Source organism: Mycolicibacterium phocaicum, assembly GCF_010731115.1.
GTDB lineage: Bacteria > Actinomycetota > Actinomycetes > Mycobacteriales > Mycobacteriaceae > Mycobacterium > Mycobacterium phocaicum.
Map to the genome: position 1 here is coordinate 5,459,375 of NZ_AP022616.1, position 16,405 is coordinate 5,475,779.

At 67.7% G+C, this 16,405-nt stretch carries 15 protein-coding genes and 1 pseudogene; 5 read left to right on the forward strand and 11 right to left on the reverse strand.

The window, feature by feature from the left end:
- Position 1: 1 nt before the first annotated feature.
- Genes sdhA through sdhC form a run of 3 tightly spaced genes read right to left on the reverse strand, consistent with a single transcriptional unit; the run spans position 2 to position 2,684 of the window.
- Positions 2-1,756, reverse strand: coding sequence for a succinate dehydrogenase flavoprotein subunit (gene sdhA, locus G6N46_RS26300; RefSeq protein WP_138250152.1), 1,755 nt, complete (start codon positions 1,754-1,756; stop codon positions 2-4).
- Between the two features lie 11 nt (positions 1,757-1,767).
- Positions 1,768-2,187: a succinate dehydrogenase hydrophobic membrane anchor subunit gene (locus tag G6N46_RS26305; protein ID WP_061002042.1), complete on the reverse strand. Its 420-nt coding sequence runs from the start codon at positions 2,185-2,187 to the stop codon at positions 1,768-1,770.
- Positions 2,188-2,246: 59 nt separating this feature from the next.
- Positions 2,247-2,684, reverse strand: coding sequence for a succinate dehydrogenase, cytochrome b556 subunit (gene sdhC, locus G6N46_RS26310; RefSeq protein ID WP_082761931.1), 438 nt, complete (start codon positions 2,682-2,684; stop codon positions 2,247-2,249).
- A gap of 225 nt (positions 2,685-2,909) precedes the next feature.
- On the opposite strand from sdhC, the gene G6N46_RS26315 reads away from it, so the two are divergent.
- The 4 genes from G6N46_RS26315 (at position 2,910) to G6N46_RS26330 (ending at position 6,691) form a co-directional block, all read left to right on the forward strand.
- The gene (locus tag G6N46_RS26315) at positions 2,910-3,305 is read left to right on the forward strand and encodes a cytidine deaminase (RefSeq protein ID WP_163693040.1); all 396 of its coding nucleotides are present in this window, start codon (positions 2,910-2,912) and stop codon (positions 3,303-3,305) included.
- Between the two features lie 69 nt (positions 3,306-3,374).
- Positions 3,375-4,691, forward strand: a complete 1,317-nt coding sequence (locus G6N46_RS26320) for a thymidine phosphorylase (RefSeq protein ID WP_138250151.1) — start codon at positions 3,375-3,377, stop codon at positions 4,689-4,691.
- Positions 4,692-4,755: 64 nt separating this feature from the next.
- Positions 4,756-5,577: a dienelactone hydrolase family protein gene (locus G6N46_RS26325; protein ID WP_061001975.1), complete on the forward strand. Its 822-nt coding sequence runs from the start codon at positions 4,756-4,758 to the stop codon at positions 5,575-5,577.
- Between the two features lie 25 nt (positions 5,578-5,602).
- The gene (locus G6N46_RS26330) at positions 5,603-6,691 is read left to right on the forward strand and encodes an adenosine deaminase (protein ID WP_138250150.1); all 1,089 of its coding nucleotides are present in this window, start codon (positions 5,603-5,605) and stop codon (positions 6,689-6,691) included.
- Here the strand turns inward: G6N46_RS26330 and G6N46_RS26335 are convergent.
- The 7 genes from G6N46_RS26335 to G6N46_RS26365 form a co-directional block, all read right to left on the reverse strand.
- On the reverse strand, positions 6,670-9,624 hold the full coding sequence (locus G6N46_RS26335) for an MMPL/RND family transporter (protein WP_138250149.1): 2,955 nt from the start codon (positions 9,622-9,624) through the stop codon (positions 6,670-6,672). The two genes, G6N46_RS26330 and G6N46_RS26335, sit on opposite strands and share 22 nt — an antisense overlap.
- Entirely contained in the window at positions 9,621-10,049 is a 429-nt protein-coding gene (locus G6N46_RS26340) for an MmpS family transport accessory protein (protein ID WP_138250199.1), read from the reverse strand. The genes G6N46_RS26335 and G6N46_RS26340 overlap by 4 nt, the downstream gene beginning before the upstream one ends.
- Before the next feature lie 214 nt (positions 10,050-10,263).
- Positions 10,264-11,103 carry an alpha/beta fold hydrolase gene (locus tag G6N46_RS26345; RefSeq protein WP_138250148.1) on the reverse strand — a complete coding sequence of 280 codons (840 nt, stop codon included), beginning with the start codon at positions 11,101-11,103 and terminating at the stop codon, positions 10,264-10,266.
- Positions 11,104-11,148: 45 nt separating this feature from the next.
- A complete protein-coding gene (gene satS, locus G6N46_RS26350; protein ID WP_061001965.1) occupies positions 11,149-12,432 on the reverse strand; it encodes a protein export chaperone SatS in 1,284 nt (427 codons plus the stop codon).
- Positions 12,433-12,442: 10 nt separating this feature from the next.
- Entirely contained in the window at positions 12,443-12,652 is a 210-nt protein-coding gene (locus G6N46_RS26355; RefSeq protein WP_138250147.1) for a hypothetical protein, read from the reverse strand.
- Positions 12,649-13,758, reverse strand: coding sequence for a C40 family peptidase (locus G6N46_RS26360; protein ID WP_138250146.1), 1,110 nt, complete (start codon positions 13,756-13,758; stop codon positions 12,649-12,651). The genes G6N46_RS26355 and G6N46_RS26360 overlap by 4 nt, the downstream gene beginning before the upstream one ends.
- A complete protein-coding gene (locus tag G6N46_RS26365) occupies positions 13,752-14,057 on the reverse strand; it encodes a type VII secretion target (RefSeq protein WP_138250145.1) in 306 nt (101 codons plus the stop codon). The genes G6N46_RS26360 and G6N46_RS26365 overlap by 7 nt, the downstream gene beginning before the upstream one ends.
- 50 nt (positions 14,058-14,107) lie before the next feature.
- Between G6N46_RS26365 and upp the strand changes: the two genes are divergently transcribed.
- A complete protein-coding gene (upp, locus tag G6N46_RS26370; RefSeq protein WP_061002031.1) occupies positions 14,108-14,731 on the forward strand; it encodes a uracil phosphoribosyltransferase in 624 nt (207 codons plus the stop codon).
- 170 nt (positions 14,732-14,901) lie between these two features.
- On the opposite strand, the pseudogene G6N46_RS26375 reads toward upp, so the two are convergent.
- Positions 14,902-16,398, reverse strand: a pseudogene (locus G6N46_RS26375) (phospho-sugar mutase); the annotation flags it as partial.
- Positions 16,399-16,405: the final 7 nt, after the last annotated feature.

Here is a 16,405-nt window from a genome sequence, read left to right on the forward strand (position 1 = left end):
GTCAGTACTTCCGTTCCATCGGCTCGTACCGGGTCTGGACGACAGGCTTGTAGTCCAACCGGATATCGGACAGGAGGTCGGCGCCCTGCTTGTAGGCCATGGTGTGGCGCATGTAGTTGGTGTCGTCGCGGTCCGGGTAGTCCTCGCGGGCATGGCCGCCGCGCGATTCCTTGCGGTTCAGCGCACCGACGACGGTGACCTCGGCCAGCTCGAGCAGGAAGCCCAGCTCGATGGCCTCGAGCAGGTCGCTGTTGTAGCGCTTGCCCTTGTCGTGCACCGTGATTCGGCTGTACCGCTCCTTGAGCGCGTGGATGTCCGTCAGCGCCTGCTTGAGGGTCTCCTCGGTGCGGAACACGGCGGCGTTGTTGTCCATCGACTGCTGCAGCGCGGTGCGGATGTCCGCGACACGCTCGTTGCCGTGGTCGGACAGGATGTCGCCGACCCAGCCGGTGACCATGTCGGCCGGGTTGTCCGGCAGATCCACGAAATTGTGGTTCTGGGCGTACTCGGCGGCGGCGATGCCGGCCCGGCGGCCGAACACGTTGATGTCCAGCAGCGAGTTGGTGCCCAGGCGGTTGGATCCGTGGACCGACACACAGGCGCATTCACCAGCGGCGTACAGACCGGGGACCACGTTGACGTTGTCCCGCAGCACCTGGCCGTTGACGGTGGTCGGGATACCGCCCATGACGTAGTGGCACGTCGGGTACACCGGCACCAGTTCGGTGACGGGGTCGACGCCCAGGTAGGTGCGGGCGAACTCGGTGATGTCCGGCAGCTTGGCCTCCAGCACCTCTTCGCCGAGGTGGCGCACGTCGATGTAGACGTAGTCCTTGTTCGGTCCGGCGCCGCGGCCCTCGAGGACCTCCAGCACCATCGAGCGGGCCACGATGTCACGCGGCGCCAGGTCGACGATGGTGGGGGCGTAGCGCTCCATGAAGCGCTCGCCTTCGGCGTTGAGCAGACGACCACCTTCACCACGCACGGCTTCCGAGATCAGGATGCCCAGGCCGGCCAGGCCTGTCGGGTGGAACTGGTGGAACTCCATGTCCTCCAAGGGAAGTCCCTTGCGGAAGATGATGCCCAGGCCGTCACCGGTCAGGGTGTGGGCGTTGGAGGTGGTCTTGTACATCCGGCCCGAGCCGCCCGTGGCGAACACGATCGACTTCGCGTGGAAGATGTGGATGTCGCCGGTCGCGAGCTCGTAGGCGATGATGCCGGTGGCCACCGGGCCGCCCGCGGTCTCGGTGAGCACCAGGTCCAGGGCATAGAACTCGTTGAAGAACTGCACGTCGTGCTTGACGCAGTTTTGGTACAGCGTCTGCAGGATCATGTGGCCGGTGCGGTCGGCGGCGTAGCAGGCGCGGCGGACCGGGGCCTTGCCGTGGTCACGGGTGTGGCCGCCGAAGCGACGCTGGTCGATGCGGCCCTCGGGCGTCCGGTTGAACGGCATGCCCATCTTCTCGAGGTCCAGCACCGCGTCGATGGCTTCCTTGCACATGATCTCGACGGCGTCCTGGTCAGCGAGGTAGTCGCCACCCTTGACGGTGTCGAAGGTGTGCCACTCCCAGTTGTCGTCCTCGACATTGGCGAGCGCGGCGCACATGCCACCCTGCGCGGCACCGGTGTGCGAACGCGTCGGGTACAGCTTGGTCAGCACGGCGGTGCGCACGCGCGGGCCGGCTTCCACGGCTGCGCGCATACCTGCGCCACCGGCACCGACGATGACGACGTCGTAGCGATGTTCCTGAATCATCCTGCGAGCCCCTATTTGATGTTCGCGTCGAAGGTGACGAGCACGTAGCTGCCCAGCACCAGGGTGAATCCGGTGGCCAGCAGCAGAATCGAGTTCAGCCAGAACTTGGTGGTGTTCTTGCGGGCGTAGTCACCGATGATGGTGCGCATGCCGTTGGCGCCGTGCACCAGCGCCAGCCACAGCAGGGCCATGTCCCAGATCTGCCAGAACGGCGAGGCCCAGCGCTGCGCGACGTAGTTGAAGTCGATGCGGTAGACGCCGTTCTGCCAGATCAGCCCGATGAACAGGTGACCGAGGGCGAGCAGCACCAGCGCGGCGCCGGAGAAGCGCATGAACAGCCAGGCGTACTTCTCGAAGTACGGGATGCCACGGGCGCGCCGGGGAGCGCGCGGGTGATCGAGGGCGGCGGGGCGGTCGTGCTCGCGCTCCATGACCGGGGCCGGACGGCCCCCGCGGCGCGCCTCGGCGGCGCCGGAATCGGTATGCGTGGTCACTTGAGCCACCCGTAGTGCTCAACCATGTGCATGCCCTCTACCCCAACTGCGGCGATGACGACCGCGATCCAGATGGCCAGGATGGTCCACAGCATGACCCGCTGGTACTTGGGTCCCTGCTGCCAGAAGTCGATCAGAATGACTCGCACGCCGTTGAGGGCGTGGTAGAGCACCGCCGCGACCAGGCCCATCTCCATGAACCCGATGATCGGCGTCTTGTAGGTGTTGATCACCTCGTTGTAGGCCTCGGGGCTGACCCGGACCAGCGCCGTGTCCAGCACGTGGACCAGCAAGAAGAAGAAGATGGTGGCACCGGTGATGCGGTGTAGCACCCAGGACCACATGCCCGGATCTCCGCGATACAGGGTGCGCCTCTTCTGTGGTGCTGAACGCGGCGCGGGTATGGCGGATTCCGCGGCTGCCGCTGTACTCATTTCGACCTCCAACGCCGTCGGTGGACGCATGACCCGGCAGCAACTTTTTCGCGTGCCGAGCCCAAACCTCGGGGCGACTCTAATCCCAATTTGCGCACAGTCAGAACTAGCGTGTGGGGGGAATGGTGAACCCGCGTCGGAAATTAGGTTTGCCTACATTAACTTACTTGGCGGTCGGGTCGGGTTTCGGGGCGGCGTTGGGGTGCCGGGAACGGGGTATTGGTGATGCCGGAGATTGACTGGAAACTGTTGCGGGACAAGGCAATAGCTGCATCCCGGGGCGCCTACGCGCCCTACTCGAACTTCCCGGTGGGGGCGGCGGCGCTGGTCGACGACGGCCGAATCGTGCTGGGCTGCAATGTGGAAAATGTCTCATATGGCCTTGGCCTCTGCGCGGAGTGTGCTGTGGTCTGTGCCCTACATTCCGGCGGTGGTGGACGGCTGCTCGCGCTGGCGTGCGTCGACGGCTCCGGGGCGGTGCTGATGCCGTGCGGACGCTGTCGGCAAGTGCTGCTCGAGCACGGTGGGCCGGCCATGCTGATCGACCACGTGGCGGGTCCGCGGCCGCTGGCCGAACTGCTGCCTGATGCTTTCGGGCCGGACGACCTGAACCGCCGGTAACGCCAAGCGGGGCAACGCTTCTGGCGGGGGTTGCGGTTACTGGCGGGTAACTTGGCTAGCATTCCGGGTGTGGCGTTCGATGCACTACATCACGGGTCGCAGTTCGATGCGCCGACGGTCATTCGCACCAAGCGCGACGGCGGCGTGCTGTCCGATGCCGCGATCGACTGGGTGATCGACGGCTACACCCACGGGCGCGTCGCCGACGCGCAGATGTCGGCACTGCTGATGGCGATCTTCCTGCGCGGCATGACACCGGCCGAGATCGCCCGCTGGACGGCGGCCATGGTGGACTCGGGCGAGCGCTTCGATTTTACCGACCTGCGGCGCGACGGCCGGCCGCTCGCGCTGGTGGACAAGCACTCCACCGGTGGCGTCGGCGACAAGATCACCATCCCGCTGGTGCCCGTCATCCTGGCCTGTGGCGGCGCCGTCCCGCAGGCCGCCGGCCGCGGCCTCGGGCACACCGGCGGCACCTTGGACAAGCTGGAGGCGATCCCCGGATTCACCGCCGAGCTGTCGAAAGGCCGTATCCGCCAACAACTTTCCGACATCGGCGCGGCGATCTTCGCGGCCGGGGACCTGGCGCCGGCCGACCGCAAGATCTATGCACTGCGCGACGTCACCGGCACGACGGAGTCGCTACCGCTGATCGCCAGCTCGATCATGAGCAAGAAGCTGGCCGAAGGCGCCCGCTCGCTGGTGCTGGATGTCAAGGTCGGTCGCGGGGCGTTCCTCAAGACCGAGGCCGAGTCGAGGGAGCTGGCGCGGACCATGGTCGATCTCGGCGTCGCCTACGGCGTCCCGACCCGGGCGCTGCTCACCGACATGGACCGGCCGCTGGGCCGCGCTGTCGGCAACGCGGTAGAGGTCGCCGAATCGCTGGATGTCCTGGCCGGCGGCGGCCCGGACGACGTCGTCGCACTGACCGTCGCGCTGGCCCGCGAGATGCTCGACGTGGCCGGCATCGACGGCGTCGACCCCGCCCAGACCCTGGCCGACGGCACCGCGATGGACTGCTTCCGGCAATTGATCGCCGCGCAGGGCGGCGATCCCGAGGCGCCCCTGCCACTGGGAACGCACACCGAGACCGTCGTGGCGTCGCGCAGCGGGGTCATGGGTGACATCAACGCGATGTCGGTCGCCATGGCGGTCTGGCGGCTCGGCGCCGGACGGGCCCAGCCCGGCGACCCGGTGCAGGCCGGGGCTGGGCTGTACCTCCACCGCCGCAGCGGTGAGCCCGTCGCCGCCGGCGAGACCCTGTTCACGCTGTACACCGAGACCCCTGGGCGGCTGCCATCGGCGCTCGCCGAACTCGACGGCGGATGGTCGGTGGACGACGCGGCGCCGACCCAGCGACCCGTGGTGCTCGACCGCATCGAATAGCCGCATCGAATAGCCGCGAAACCAACTGTGGCCGCCGGCCGCGCCCGCCACTAGGGTCGTCCGCATGGCTGACGATGACCTCCGCGACTTCGAGCGCACCGAGTTCACCCACGATGGCACGACCCGCACCGTGTTCCGCCGCGGGACCGGTCCGGCCGTCATCGTGATCGCCGAGATACCCGGCATCACGCCCAAGGTTCTCGACTTCGCCCGCAAGGTCGCCGACCTGGGTTGTACCGCCGTCCTGCCGCACCTGTTCGGCATCCCCGGACTGGACCCCAACGCCAGCAATCTGGCGGCACTCAAGGCGATGGGGTCGGCGCTGCCGTCGTGCATCAGCAAGGAATTCACCATCCTGGCGACCGGCAAGACGTCGCCGGTCGTCGACTGGCTGCGGGCACTGGCCCGCGCCGAGCACGAGCGCTGCGGGGGACCCGGCGTCGGTGCGATCGGGATGTGCTTCACCGGGGGCTACGCCCTGGCGATGGCCACCGACGACGTCATCCTGGCTCCGGTGCTGTCGCAGCCGTCGTTGCCGTTGGGCCTGACCGCCAAGCAGCGCCGCAACATCGACATCTCGCCGGCGGACCTGGAGGTCGTCAAGGGTCGGTGCGCCGCGGGGCTCAACGTCATCGGCATGCGGTTCAAGAGCGACAAGCTGGTGCCGGCAGAGCGTTTCGATTTCCTGCGCGAGCAGCTGGGCGACGCCTTCATCGCCGTCGAACTCGAGGACGCCGACGCCAATCCCGATGCGCGCCTCGCACCGCACTCGGTGGTCACCGAGCACCTGATCGACGAGCCGGGTCAGCCCACGCGAGCCGCACTGGATCAGGTTCTGGACCTGTTCCGGACACGGCTGCTGCTGGCAGACGAGCCGGCGGGCTAAAAGCCACCATCCGGCGCAAGATGGATTGATGACCACCCTCACGCTGGATCAGATCAAGCAGGCACCCAAAGCGCTGTTGCACGATCACCTGGACGGCGGCCTGCGGCCCGCCACGGTGGTGGAGTTGGCCGAGCAGAGCGGCTACGGCGACCTGCCCACCATGGACGTCGACGAGCTCGCGAAGTGGTTCCGCACCCAGGCGCACAGCGGATCGCTGGTCCGCTATCTGGAGCCGTTCGCGCACACCGTCGGCGTCATGCAGACCACCGATGCGCTGTACCGCGTCGCGTACGAATGCGTCGAGGATCTGGCGGCCGACAACGTCGTGTACGCCGAGGTGCGGTTCGCGCCCGAACTGCACATCGACGGCGGTCTGGTGCTCGACGAGGTCGTCGACGCGGTGCTGGCCGGGTTCGCCGATGGAGAGAAGGCCGCGGCCGCGGCAGGGCAGGCGATCTCGGTCCGCTGCCTCGTCACCGCCATGCGGCATGCCGCCCGGTCCCGCGAGATCGCCGAGTTGGCCATCCGGTTCCGCGACCGGGGCGTCGTCGGGTTCGACATCGCCGGCGCCGAGGCCGGCTACCCTCCGACCCGCCACCTCGACGCCTTCGAGTACATGCGGGGCAACAACGCCCGGTTCACGATCCACGCCGGGGAGGCCTTCGGCCTGCCGTCCATCCACGAGGCCATCGCCTTCTGCGGCGCCGACCGGCTGGGTCACGGCGTGCGCATCGTCGACGACATCGAGGAGGGGCCCGACGGCACCTTCCGGCTCGGCCGGGTGGCGAACATCGTGCGGGACAAGCGAATTCCGCTGGAGATGTGCCCGAGTAGCAATGTGCAGACCGGCGCCGCGGCCAGCATCTCCGAGCACCCGTTCGACCAGCTGGCGCGGCTGCGCTTCCGCGTCACCGTCAACACCGACAACCGGCTGATGAGCGACACCACCATGACGCAGGAGATGGCGCTCCTGGTGAACGAGTTCGGCTACGGCTGGACCGACCTGCAGCGGTTCACCATCAACGCCATGAAATCGGCCTTCATCCCATTCGACGAGCGGCTGGCGATCATCGACGACATCATCAAACCGCGCTACGCGGTGCTGGTCGGGTAGCTGTCTGTCGGGGCGTCGTCGACGAAGCCGGACCTCCCGGCGGCGCCCGCGGACACCGGCTCCTGCCGCGGCTGCTGGAACGCCTTCGGCACGAACCTCTCGGTGTTGTACCTGCCGCGCGGATGCACCACCTGCGGCCACCAGAACCAGCGGCCGAGCAGCACCGCGATCGACGGCATCAGCAGTGACCGCACGATGAAGGTGTCGATCAGCAGACCGATGGCGATGGTCGAACCCATCTGGGCGAGCACGACCAGATCGCTGTAGAGCATGCCTGCCATCGTGGCCGCGAACACAAGGCCAGCGGATGTGACGACACCGCCGGTGCCGGCCATGGACCGGATGATGCCGGTCTTCAGGCCCTCGTGGATCTCGTCCTTGAACCGGGAGACCAGCAGCAGGTTGTAGTCGGAGCCGACGGCCAACAGGATGATGACCGACATCAGCATGACCAGCCACTCCACCTGGATGCCGAACAAGTCCTGCCACAGCAGCACCGAGACGCCGAACGACGCGGCGATGGAGCTGCCGGCCGTCCCGACGATCGTCAACGCTGCTACGGCGCTGCGCGTCAGGATGAGCATGATCATGAAGATCAGCGTCAGCGAAGACACGACGGCGATCATCAGGTCGTAACGGGCGCCGTCTGCCATGTCCCGGTAGGTGGCCGCGACGCCGCCGAGGTAGATCTTGGCGTCCGATAGCGACGACATCTTCAAGGCCTCTTGCGCAGCCTTGCGCTCAGACGCCACACGGTTGATCCCCTCGACCGTTGCCGGGTCACTCTGGTGCGTGATGAACATGCGGGCGGACTTGCCGTCCGGCGACATGAACATCTTCAATCCGCGCTGGAAATCGGGGTTCTGGAAGGCCTCCGGCGGCAGGTAGAACAGGTCGTCGTTCTTGGCGCCGTCGAACGCGGCACCCATCGACAGTGCGGTGTCGTTCATGGCCTGCATCTGGTCGATGAGGGCCTTCTGCGAGTTGTACGACGCCAGCGACAGGTCCCGGCTGGTCTTCATCGACGCAATGGTCTGGGGGAGCAGCGCCGTCAGCTTCGGCGCCAGGTCGGCCAGTTTGTCGGTGTTGACCTGGACGTCGCCGGTCCGGTCGGTCAGCTCGTCGATACCGTCCAGCGCGTCGAACACCGACCGCACCGCCGCACACATGGGGATGTCGAAGCAGTGCGGTTCCCAGTAGAAGTAGTTGCGCATCGGCCGGAACTGGTCGTCGAAGTTCGCGATGTTGTTGCGCATCTCCTCGGTGACCTGCAGGAGCGCTTCCGACTTCTTGGCCGAGTCTTGGGTCAGCTTGGTCTGCTCAAGCGACAGTGCGTACTGCTTCTCCAGGATGCCGATCGACACGTTGGTCGCGTCGACCATCCGCAGCTGGTCTTCGAGCTGCTTGCGCTGGAACGGCAGATTCATGTTGCTGGTCTGGCCCGAGACACTCGTCTGGAATGGAATCGAGCTGTGCTGGATGGGGATGCCCAGCGGCCGGGTGATGCTCTGCACCATCGCGATGCCCTCGGTGTGCATCACGTTGCTCGCGATCTTGTTCATCACCAACATGTCCGCGGGATTGCGCATGTCGTGGGTGGACTCGACCATCAGGATGTCGGGGTTCATCCGGGCCTGCGTGAAGTGCCGGTCGGCCGCGGCGAAGCCGATGTTGACCGGGGCATCGGCAGGCAGGTAATAGCGGTCGTTGTAGGCCGGCTTGTAGCCCGGGATGGCGACGACGCCAACCAGCACGATGAACAGGCTGGCCACCAGAATCGGTGCGGGCCAACGCACCACGGCGGTGCCGACGCGGCGCCAGAACCTGCTCTGCGGCGGTCGCTTGGATTCGTACAGTCCCACCTTGCTGCCGAGGAACAGGACGGCCGGGCCGAGGGTGACCGAGATGGCCACCACCACGATCATGCCGATCGCGACGGGGGCACCCATCGTGGTGAAGTACGGCAGGCGGCAGAAGCTCAAGCAGTACGTCGCTCCGGCGATGGTCAATCCGGACCCCACGATGACGGGTGCGACGGACGTGAACGTCGCGTAGTACGAGTCGTCCCGGTCCAGGCCGATGCCGCGGTCTTCGCGATACCGCCCGAAGATGAAGATCCCGTAGTCGGTGGCCGCCGCGATGGCCAGCATCGTGAGGATGTTGCCCGCGAACGTCGTCAGCCCGAAGACGTCATGGGTGGCGAGCACCGACACCACGCCGCGGGCGGTCAGCAGCGCCAGGAAGGTCAGGAACAACTGGACCAGGGTGGTCCTGATCGAGCGGTAGACCACCAGCAACATGCCGGCGATGGCGACCAGGGTGATCAGCGTGATCATGGCCAGGCTCGCGTTGCCGATGACGTGCAGGTCGTCGGTCAGGGCGGCGGGGCCCGCGACATAGGCCTGCACGCCCGGCGGTGCCGTCGTCTCCTCGATGGCCTTGCGGACGGCCTCCACGCCTTCGTTGGCGAGCGTCATGCCCTGCTCGCCGGCGAGGTTGATCATCACGTACGACGCCTTGCCGTCGGCGCTCTGTGCGCCGGCCGCGGTCAGCGTGTCGCCCCAGAAGTCCTGGATGTGCTGGATGTGCTCGGGATCGCGCTGCAGCTTGCGGATGATCTCGTCGTAGTACTTGTGGGCGTCCGGGCCGAGCGCTTCCTTGCCTTCGACGACGACCATGATCGTGCTGTTGGAGTTGAACTCCTTGAAGTTGGCGCCCATCAACTTCATGGCCTTCATCGAAGGCGCGTCCTCGGGGGCCATCGGTGCGGCGTGCAGCTCGCCGACGACCTCGAGCTGCGGTGCCGCGACGTTCACCAGGACCGCGATTGCGACCCAGAACAGGATGATCGGCACCGACAGGATGCGCAGCGCATGGGCGAACTTCGGCCGCTTGTCTGCCGTCTTGTGTTGTGTCTCAAGTGTTTCGGTCATGCGGACTTCACCAGGCAGTAGGTCTGGGCGTTGACGCCATTGGCGGATTGCTCCTCGCGGACGGTGCCGTTCACCGTGACACGGCAGCCGATGTGGTCGCTGCTCTGCTCACTGTCGCTGCGCGCCATCAGGTTCGCGCTGACGGTCGGCAACGTGGTGGACAGGGTGATGGACCAGGGGAGCGCGGCGCTCACCGAGTGCACGTTGGCATCAGGGTCGAAATAACTGATCTCGGCCGAGCTTCCGGGCGGGCCGTAGACCTCGTACACGAGGACCTTGGGATTGAACTGGACGATCTCGATGCCCGCGCCGGCATGGGCGTTGAGGTTCTCCGACCCGAACTTTTCGTGCAGGCGGGACACCACGAGGCCCGACACCGCCAGCACGGCCACCAGGACAAGCGGTATCCAGACCTTTTTCAGCAGGCCTTTCGACTCCGACCGCACCCGACCACCTTCCGCTCAACGCGCGCTGATCGAATCCCCGACGATCAAGCTGCTGCCTCGCCTGCCCGGGGCAGGCGGCTCCGCTCACTCAGCGGATTCTTGGGAAATTCTTACGCCTTGCTAACTAATTTTGCAACGCGGCGTAGTTGTGTGTCGGCTGTGAGCGCGGGCGGTGGCCGGGTGACGTGGGGGTTCAGTCGGACAGAACGGTCCGCAGCGCGTCGGCGAATTCGCCGGGCGCGCTCATGAACCCGCCGTGATCACCGGGGAAGATGACGGGCTCGACGCCCAGTAGGCGGCACAGTGCCATCGAGGTGCCATGGGTGATGAGGGGATCGGACTCGGCGCCGATGCCCACGATCACCCGGCTTGCCCGCAGCGCGTCGAGGTCGGGCACATACGTTGTGGTGCAGAGCAATTCATGATTGAAGAACCGGGACAGGTCGGCGAGTTGCTTACGCATCTCGTCCGATGAGGGCGCCGGTCCCGGCGGCACCGGCGCCCCGTTCTCGGAGTCATCGAAGCCCGCGGTGGCCATGAACTTCGCCATCGTCGCGCCGGGGCCGTCGCTGTGGAAGGTCGCGATGATGTCCTGTGTCGCGGCGCGCTGCTTGGCGGCCTCCGATGCGGGCAGCAACTCCAGCAGCGGCGGCTCGTGCGCGACCAGCGTCCGGACCCAGCCGGGGTACCTGGCGGCCAGCGCCAGGCCGGTGACGGCGCCGCCACTCGAACCGAACACGTGGGCCGGGCCGGCGCCCAGGTCGTCGAGGATCGCGGCGACGTCGTCGGCCCGCAGTTCGGGGGTGGAGTCCTGCGCGGGATCGTCGATGGGACTGGCGCCGAGCCCGCGCGGGTCGTACGTCACGACGGTGTGGTCGACGGCCAGGGCGTCGGCCACCGCGGCGAACTCGGACGCCGTCATGGGGGAACCGATGACGGCCAGCACCGGCCCGTCGCCACGCACCTCGTACTGCAGCGTGGCGCCGGGGACGGCGAGGTTTCGGACGATGGGCTGGGCGCTGGTCTGGGTCATGTCAGTGCAGACCCGACCGGCGGCCCTAACTCATCGCGGCGCGCGTCATTCCTGACGCAGGCGCGACTCGACGAAGCGCTCCAGCGTCTCCCACTGGGCGACAGCTTCGGCATACGGCTTCGACGGGGCGCCCACGGTCTCGGGCTCCAGCACGTGACCGACGAACTTGCCCAGCGGCTGGCTGGTCGTCAGGTACTTGTCGGCGGTGCCGTCCTCGGCGTAGTCGCAGACATCGCGGACGAACTCCACTGCCAGGTCCAGCTGCTCGCGGTCGACGGCCTCGGGGCCGTCGGCGATGTCGTCGGACAGACCGCTCAGCACGTAGACGTTGTCCTCGGTGACGCGGATCTGCAGCGAGCCGTCGGTGGCCGCGGTGCGGATGTCGCTGTACGCCTCGAAGCTGGACAGGTCGCTCTCGTGCTCGTCGGCCAGGTAGCGGGCCAGGGTGCGCTCCGAGCCGAACACACTGATGCGGCCGTTGCGGCCGAGGAACCGCGGCTGGTCGTTGTAGTAGCAGCGCAGCGTGTAGAGGGTGCCGCCCTTGGTCATGATGCGGATCGGGTCGATGCCGACGCGCTCCCAGAAGTCCTCGTCGCTGCCGAGCAGCTGCCGCTCGGCCTGCGCGGTGAGCGCTGCCTCTTCGGAGTCGGTGTCGACCTCGTCCTCGATGACGACATCGTCGACGTCGGTCTCCTCGACCTCGTCGAGTTCGTCTTCCTCCGGCTCGGGTGCGGGCGCGTCGAGCTCGGCCTGGGCCTTCTCGGCAGCCTTGGCGTCGACGTCGGGGGTGGTCACCAGGGCGTCGATGGCGTCGAGCACGTGGTCCCAGCTGCGGCCGACGGCGGCCTCGATGTCGGCCCAGCGCTTGCGGCCGGCCCGGCCCGAGTAGGCCTCGGCGCCGCCGCCGAGCGTCGACAACACGGGGTTGCCGTTGAAGAACTTCGCGACGGCGATCAGGTCGCAGACCGAGCCGAGGGCGCCGACCACCTGGAGCGTGCGTCGCAGCGCGGTGACGGACTCCTCGGTGGGCTTCTCGGCGACCAGCTCGGGCACGCCGACGAGGTCGTGCAGGTGGCTCTCGTCAGGGTTCAGGCGGTGGGCGTTGGCTTCGCCGAGCGCCTTCCACTTCGGGTGGTCGGCGAGGTCGTTGTCGGTGTTGGTCCGCACGAAAGCGGCCAGGTCCGCGACGGATTCGAAGGCGTAGAGGTCGTCCTCGTGGCCGAGGAACGCCTCCCACTCGTCGTCGGAGTCGCGCCACAGCGGCGCCCACAGGGTGTACAGATCGCCATTGGTCAACCCGAGCCGAACCGGCACGATGTCAGCAGCCATGCGGCACAGCCTATCGACGTGTGGGTTGGGGCACGCTGGGGGCATCTTGTCGTCGGGTGGCGGGCGGGCCGTGTTGAAGGAGATCGTCGCGCAGGTTGTGCAGGGCGGCGGTGACGTCGGCGGCGGCGTCGGCTCTCGACAGTTCGGCAGCCGTACGCCTGAACACCGCGAGTGCCGCACGCGCCCGGGCCATCGCGTCGTCGTATTCGGCGGTGATCATGCCGTCGGGCGGAAGAAGCCGTGGAAACCCTGATTCAGGTTGGTCGTTCGGATCGGGGACAGCTGAACGGGATCGCCCGCCTCCACCATGAGGCCATTCCCCACGATCATCGCGACGTGGCCATCCCAAACCGCCAGATCGCCAGGACGCAGCGAGCCACGGTCGACGGCGGCGCCGACGTCCTGCTCCTGCGCCAGCCGCGGCAGGTCGAGCCCGGCTTCGCGATAGGCCCACTGCGTCAGCCCGCTGCAGTCCAGTCCGACGCCGGGCGTCGTGCCACCCCACACGTACGGCACGCCGAGTTGAGTGAGCGCGTGCCGAACCGCATCGGCCGCAACTTTGTTCGGCGCCGTGGCGGTGCTGCCGTCGGGCAGTGTCACCGCCTCGCCGGCCCCGAATTTCTCTGGATCGGGCGGCCGGCGGTGGTTTCGTGCGCCGAGGGCGGCCTGGGCGGCATGCGCCGCCGGTGCGGCGAGTGCGCCGAGACCGCCGAATCCGCCGGCCCAGTTCGCACCCTGACCCCCGGACGTGTCGAGGCTGGGGCTCATGCCCGCGCCTGATCCTGATCCGTCTGTCTCCCAAGGTGATCCGTGGCTCTGGGGCGCAGGGGCACGCACGGTTGCGGTGATCTGCTCGGCCTGTGCCGCGAGTTCGGTGTGCAGCTCGTCGACGACGGTGATGGCCTCATCGAGAGCGTGGCTGGCTTCGTCGATGAGTGCTGCGGCGTCAGTGGGGGATTCGAGAGTGGCTTCGAGCTCGGCGGCTCGGGTCTCGAAATTTCGCAGAATGGCGTCGAGTCGTTCGCGTGCCCGTGCCACGGCGGCAGCGGCTTGCTCGGTGTGCGTGCTCAGCTGACCGGCGGTCATCGCCATTGCCACGATCGCGGTGACGGCGGCGTTCGCGAACTGACCGGCGCCGCCCGCCGCGGCGCCGGTCCACTCGCCCTGGGCCCGCTGCCACGCGCCGTCGGCAGCGGCGGCGACACCGTCGAGCCCGGACTGCACCGCACGCAGGGCTTCGGCTGGATCGGGGCCGGTCGGACCGACCAGCGCACGCACCTCCCGGATCGGTGCGGCCAGCGCTGCGGTCAGTGCACCCGTCACCACCAGGCTCCGATCCGGCCGCCGGCGTTGTGGTCGGTGTCGATGAAGGTGTCCGCGGTGGCGACGGCGGTGGTGGCGCCGGCATCGAGATGCGCGCTGAGGTGGTGGGCCAGCTGGGCCTGGTGGCAGGTCGCCGCTGTCAGTGCGGCCGCGAAGGCGGCGCCGACTGGTCCGAACACGCCGACCTGGCCGCCGATTGCGGCCAGATCCGCGGCGTGCGCGGCGAGTTCGGTGCTGTGGCCGCGGTAGTCCGCGGCCAGGGTGTGCAGGGCCGACGGGGCCACGGTCAGGTTTCGCGTCATGTGGATAAGACGGCCGTCGGGCTCGTTCGGTTCCACTAATGTTTGCGCGCATGGACGTCCGGATCGTCGATCATCCGCTTGCCGCCGCGCGGCTCACCACCCTGCGCGACGAGCGCACCGACAATGCCGGGTTCCGGGCTGCGCTACGCGACCTGACGCTGATGCTGGTCTACGAGGCCACTCGCTCGTTGGCCTGCGAGGAACTGCCGGTGCAGACGCCGGTGGCCTCGACGACCGGGTCGTGCCTGGCGAACCCACCGCTGTTGGTCCCGGTGCTGCGGGCCGGTCTGGGCATGGTCGATCAGGCGCACGCGCTGATTCCGGAGGCGCAGGTCGGCTTCGTCGGCATGGCGCGTGACGAGTCGACGCACCAACCGACGCCGTACCTGGAGTCGCTGCCGGCGAACCTCAGTGGCCGGCCGGTGATGGTGCTCGACCCCATGCTGGCCACCGGCGGGTCGATGGCGTACACCCTGCAACTCCTGGTCGACCGCGGGGCCGACGACATCACCGCGGTGTGCGTGGTGTGTGCGCCCGAGGGAATTGCGTTGGTGGAGAAGGCAGTTCCGTCGCTGAAGTTGTTCACCGCCACCATCGACGCCGAGCTGAACGACGATGCCTACATCGTGCCGGGCCTGGGCGATGCGGGGGATCGGCAGTTCGGTCCGCGCTAGTGGACGACCGGGCCGGTCGGGGTCGATTCCGCCGATCATGACTGTCGCCGCGCTACCGCAGCGTCGAACGAGTGCGTTGTCCAACATGCCGACACCTCTTTCCTCCGATGAGTCGAGGCTAGGTCGCAGCGGAGCCCGCGGGATATAAGGGATTTCCCTATGGTTCGTTGTCAGACTGGGGCCAGCAGGCCGGTGACGGCGGCCTCGATGTCGCGTAGTTCGGACTCGGCGATAGTGCCGCTCGCTGCGCCATCGGCGGTCGGCGGCTTGCTGACCTCGATGTAGCACTTGACCTTTGGCTCGGTGCCCGACGGGCGCACGGCGACGCGTAAGCCCTCGCCGGTGAAGATCAGGGCGTCGGTGCGACGTTGACCGCGAAGCTGGTCCAGGTCTTCGACACTGACGGAGATACCGGCAATCTGAGCCGGCGGTTCGGCACGAAGCCGGGCCATCACCGCGTCGGCGTCGGTGTGGACCGAGACCGCGCCGGTGAGGTGGACGCCGTACTTCGCAGCCAGGGCGTCCAACCTGTCCTGCACCGTCTGGCCTTGATTCCGCAGTGCCACAACCAGATCACAGAACACCACAGCCGCGCTGATGCCGTCCTTGTCGCGCACGGCATCGGGGTCGACGCAGTGCCCGATGGCCTCTTCGTAGGCATACCGCAACGTGGCACCGGGGATGTCCTGGTCGGCGCGCGCCAGCCATTTGAAACCGGTCAGGGTTTCGACGTGGTGGGCGCCGTGGTCGGCGGCGATCGCGGCGAGCAACTGCGACGAGACGAGTGAGCTGGCGACGACGGTCTGCCGGGCTTCTTCGGGGGTCAGGTTCGACAGCAGGTATTCGCCCAGAAGCCAACCGGTTTCGTTGCCCGACAGCAGGCGCCAGCCTTGTGCCGTCGGGATGCCCACGGCGCAGCGGTCGGCGTCTGGGTCCAGGGCGATGGCGACTTCGGCGCCGGTCTCGGCCGCGAGGGCGAGCAGGAGGTCGGTGGCGCCGGGTTCCTCGGGGTTGGGGAACGCCACGGTGGGAAAGTCTGGGTCTGGGTTGAATTGTGTTGCGACCGTGTGGATGTCTGCGATGCCGGCACGATTCAGGGCGTCGACCGCCAGTGCGCCCCCGACGCCGTGCATGGGCGTCAGCGCCACCCGGACATCGCCTCGGGTCCGGCGTAGCGAGCCGGCCTGCCGGGCGTACTGCTCGATGAGCGTCTCGTCGGTAGGGGTGACGGGCTGCCGGGCGATGTCGGTCGGCGCCTGCCGCATGGCTGTCTCGATATCCCGGTCGGTGGGCGGGACGATCTGGATGCCGCCGTCGAAATACACCTTGTACCCATTGTCGGCCGGTGGATTGTGCGACGCGGTGATCTGCACGCCGGCGACGGCGTTGAGCCGGCGTACCGCATACGCCACGACCGGGGTCGGTGCCGGGTACGGGAGGAGGATGACGGAAAAGCCTTCGGCGGCAAAGATTTCGGCTGTCGCCGTGGCGAATTCGTCGGAGTGGTGCCGCGCGTCGCGGCCGACCACGACCGTCGAGCCGCCCAGGCAACGATCCTTGAGCACCTTCGCCACCGCCCAGGTCGCACGACTGACGGTGGTGACATTCATGGCGTCGAGGCCCGCACGCATGGGGCCGCGCAGGCCGGCGGTACCAAAGGTCAGGGGTGTGCCG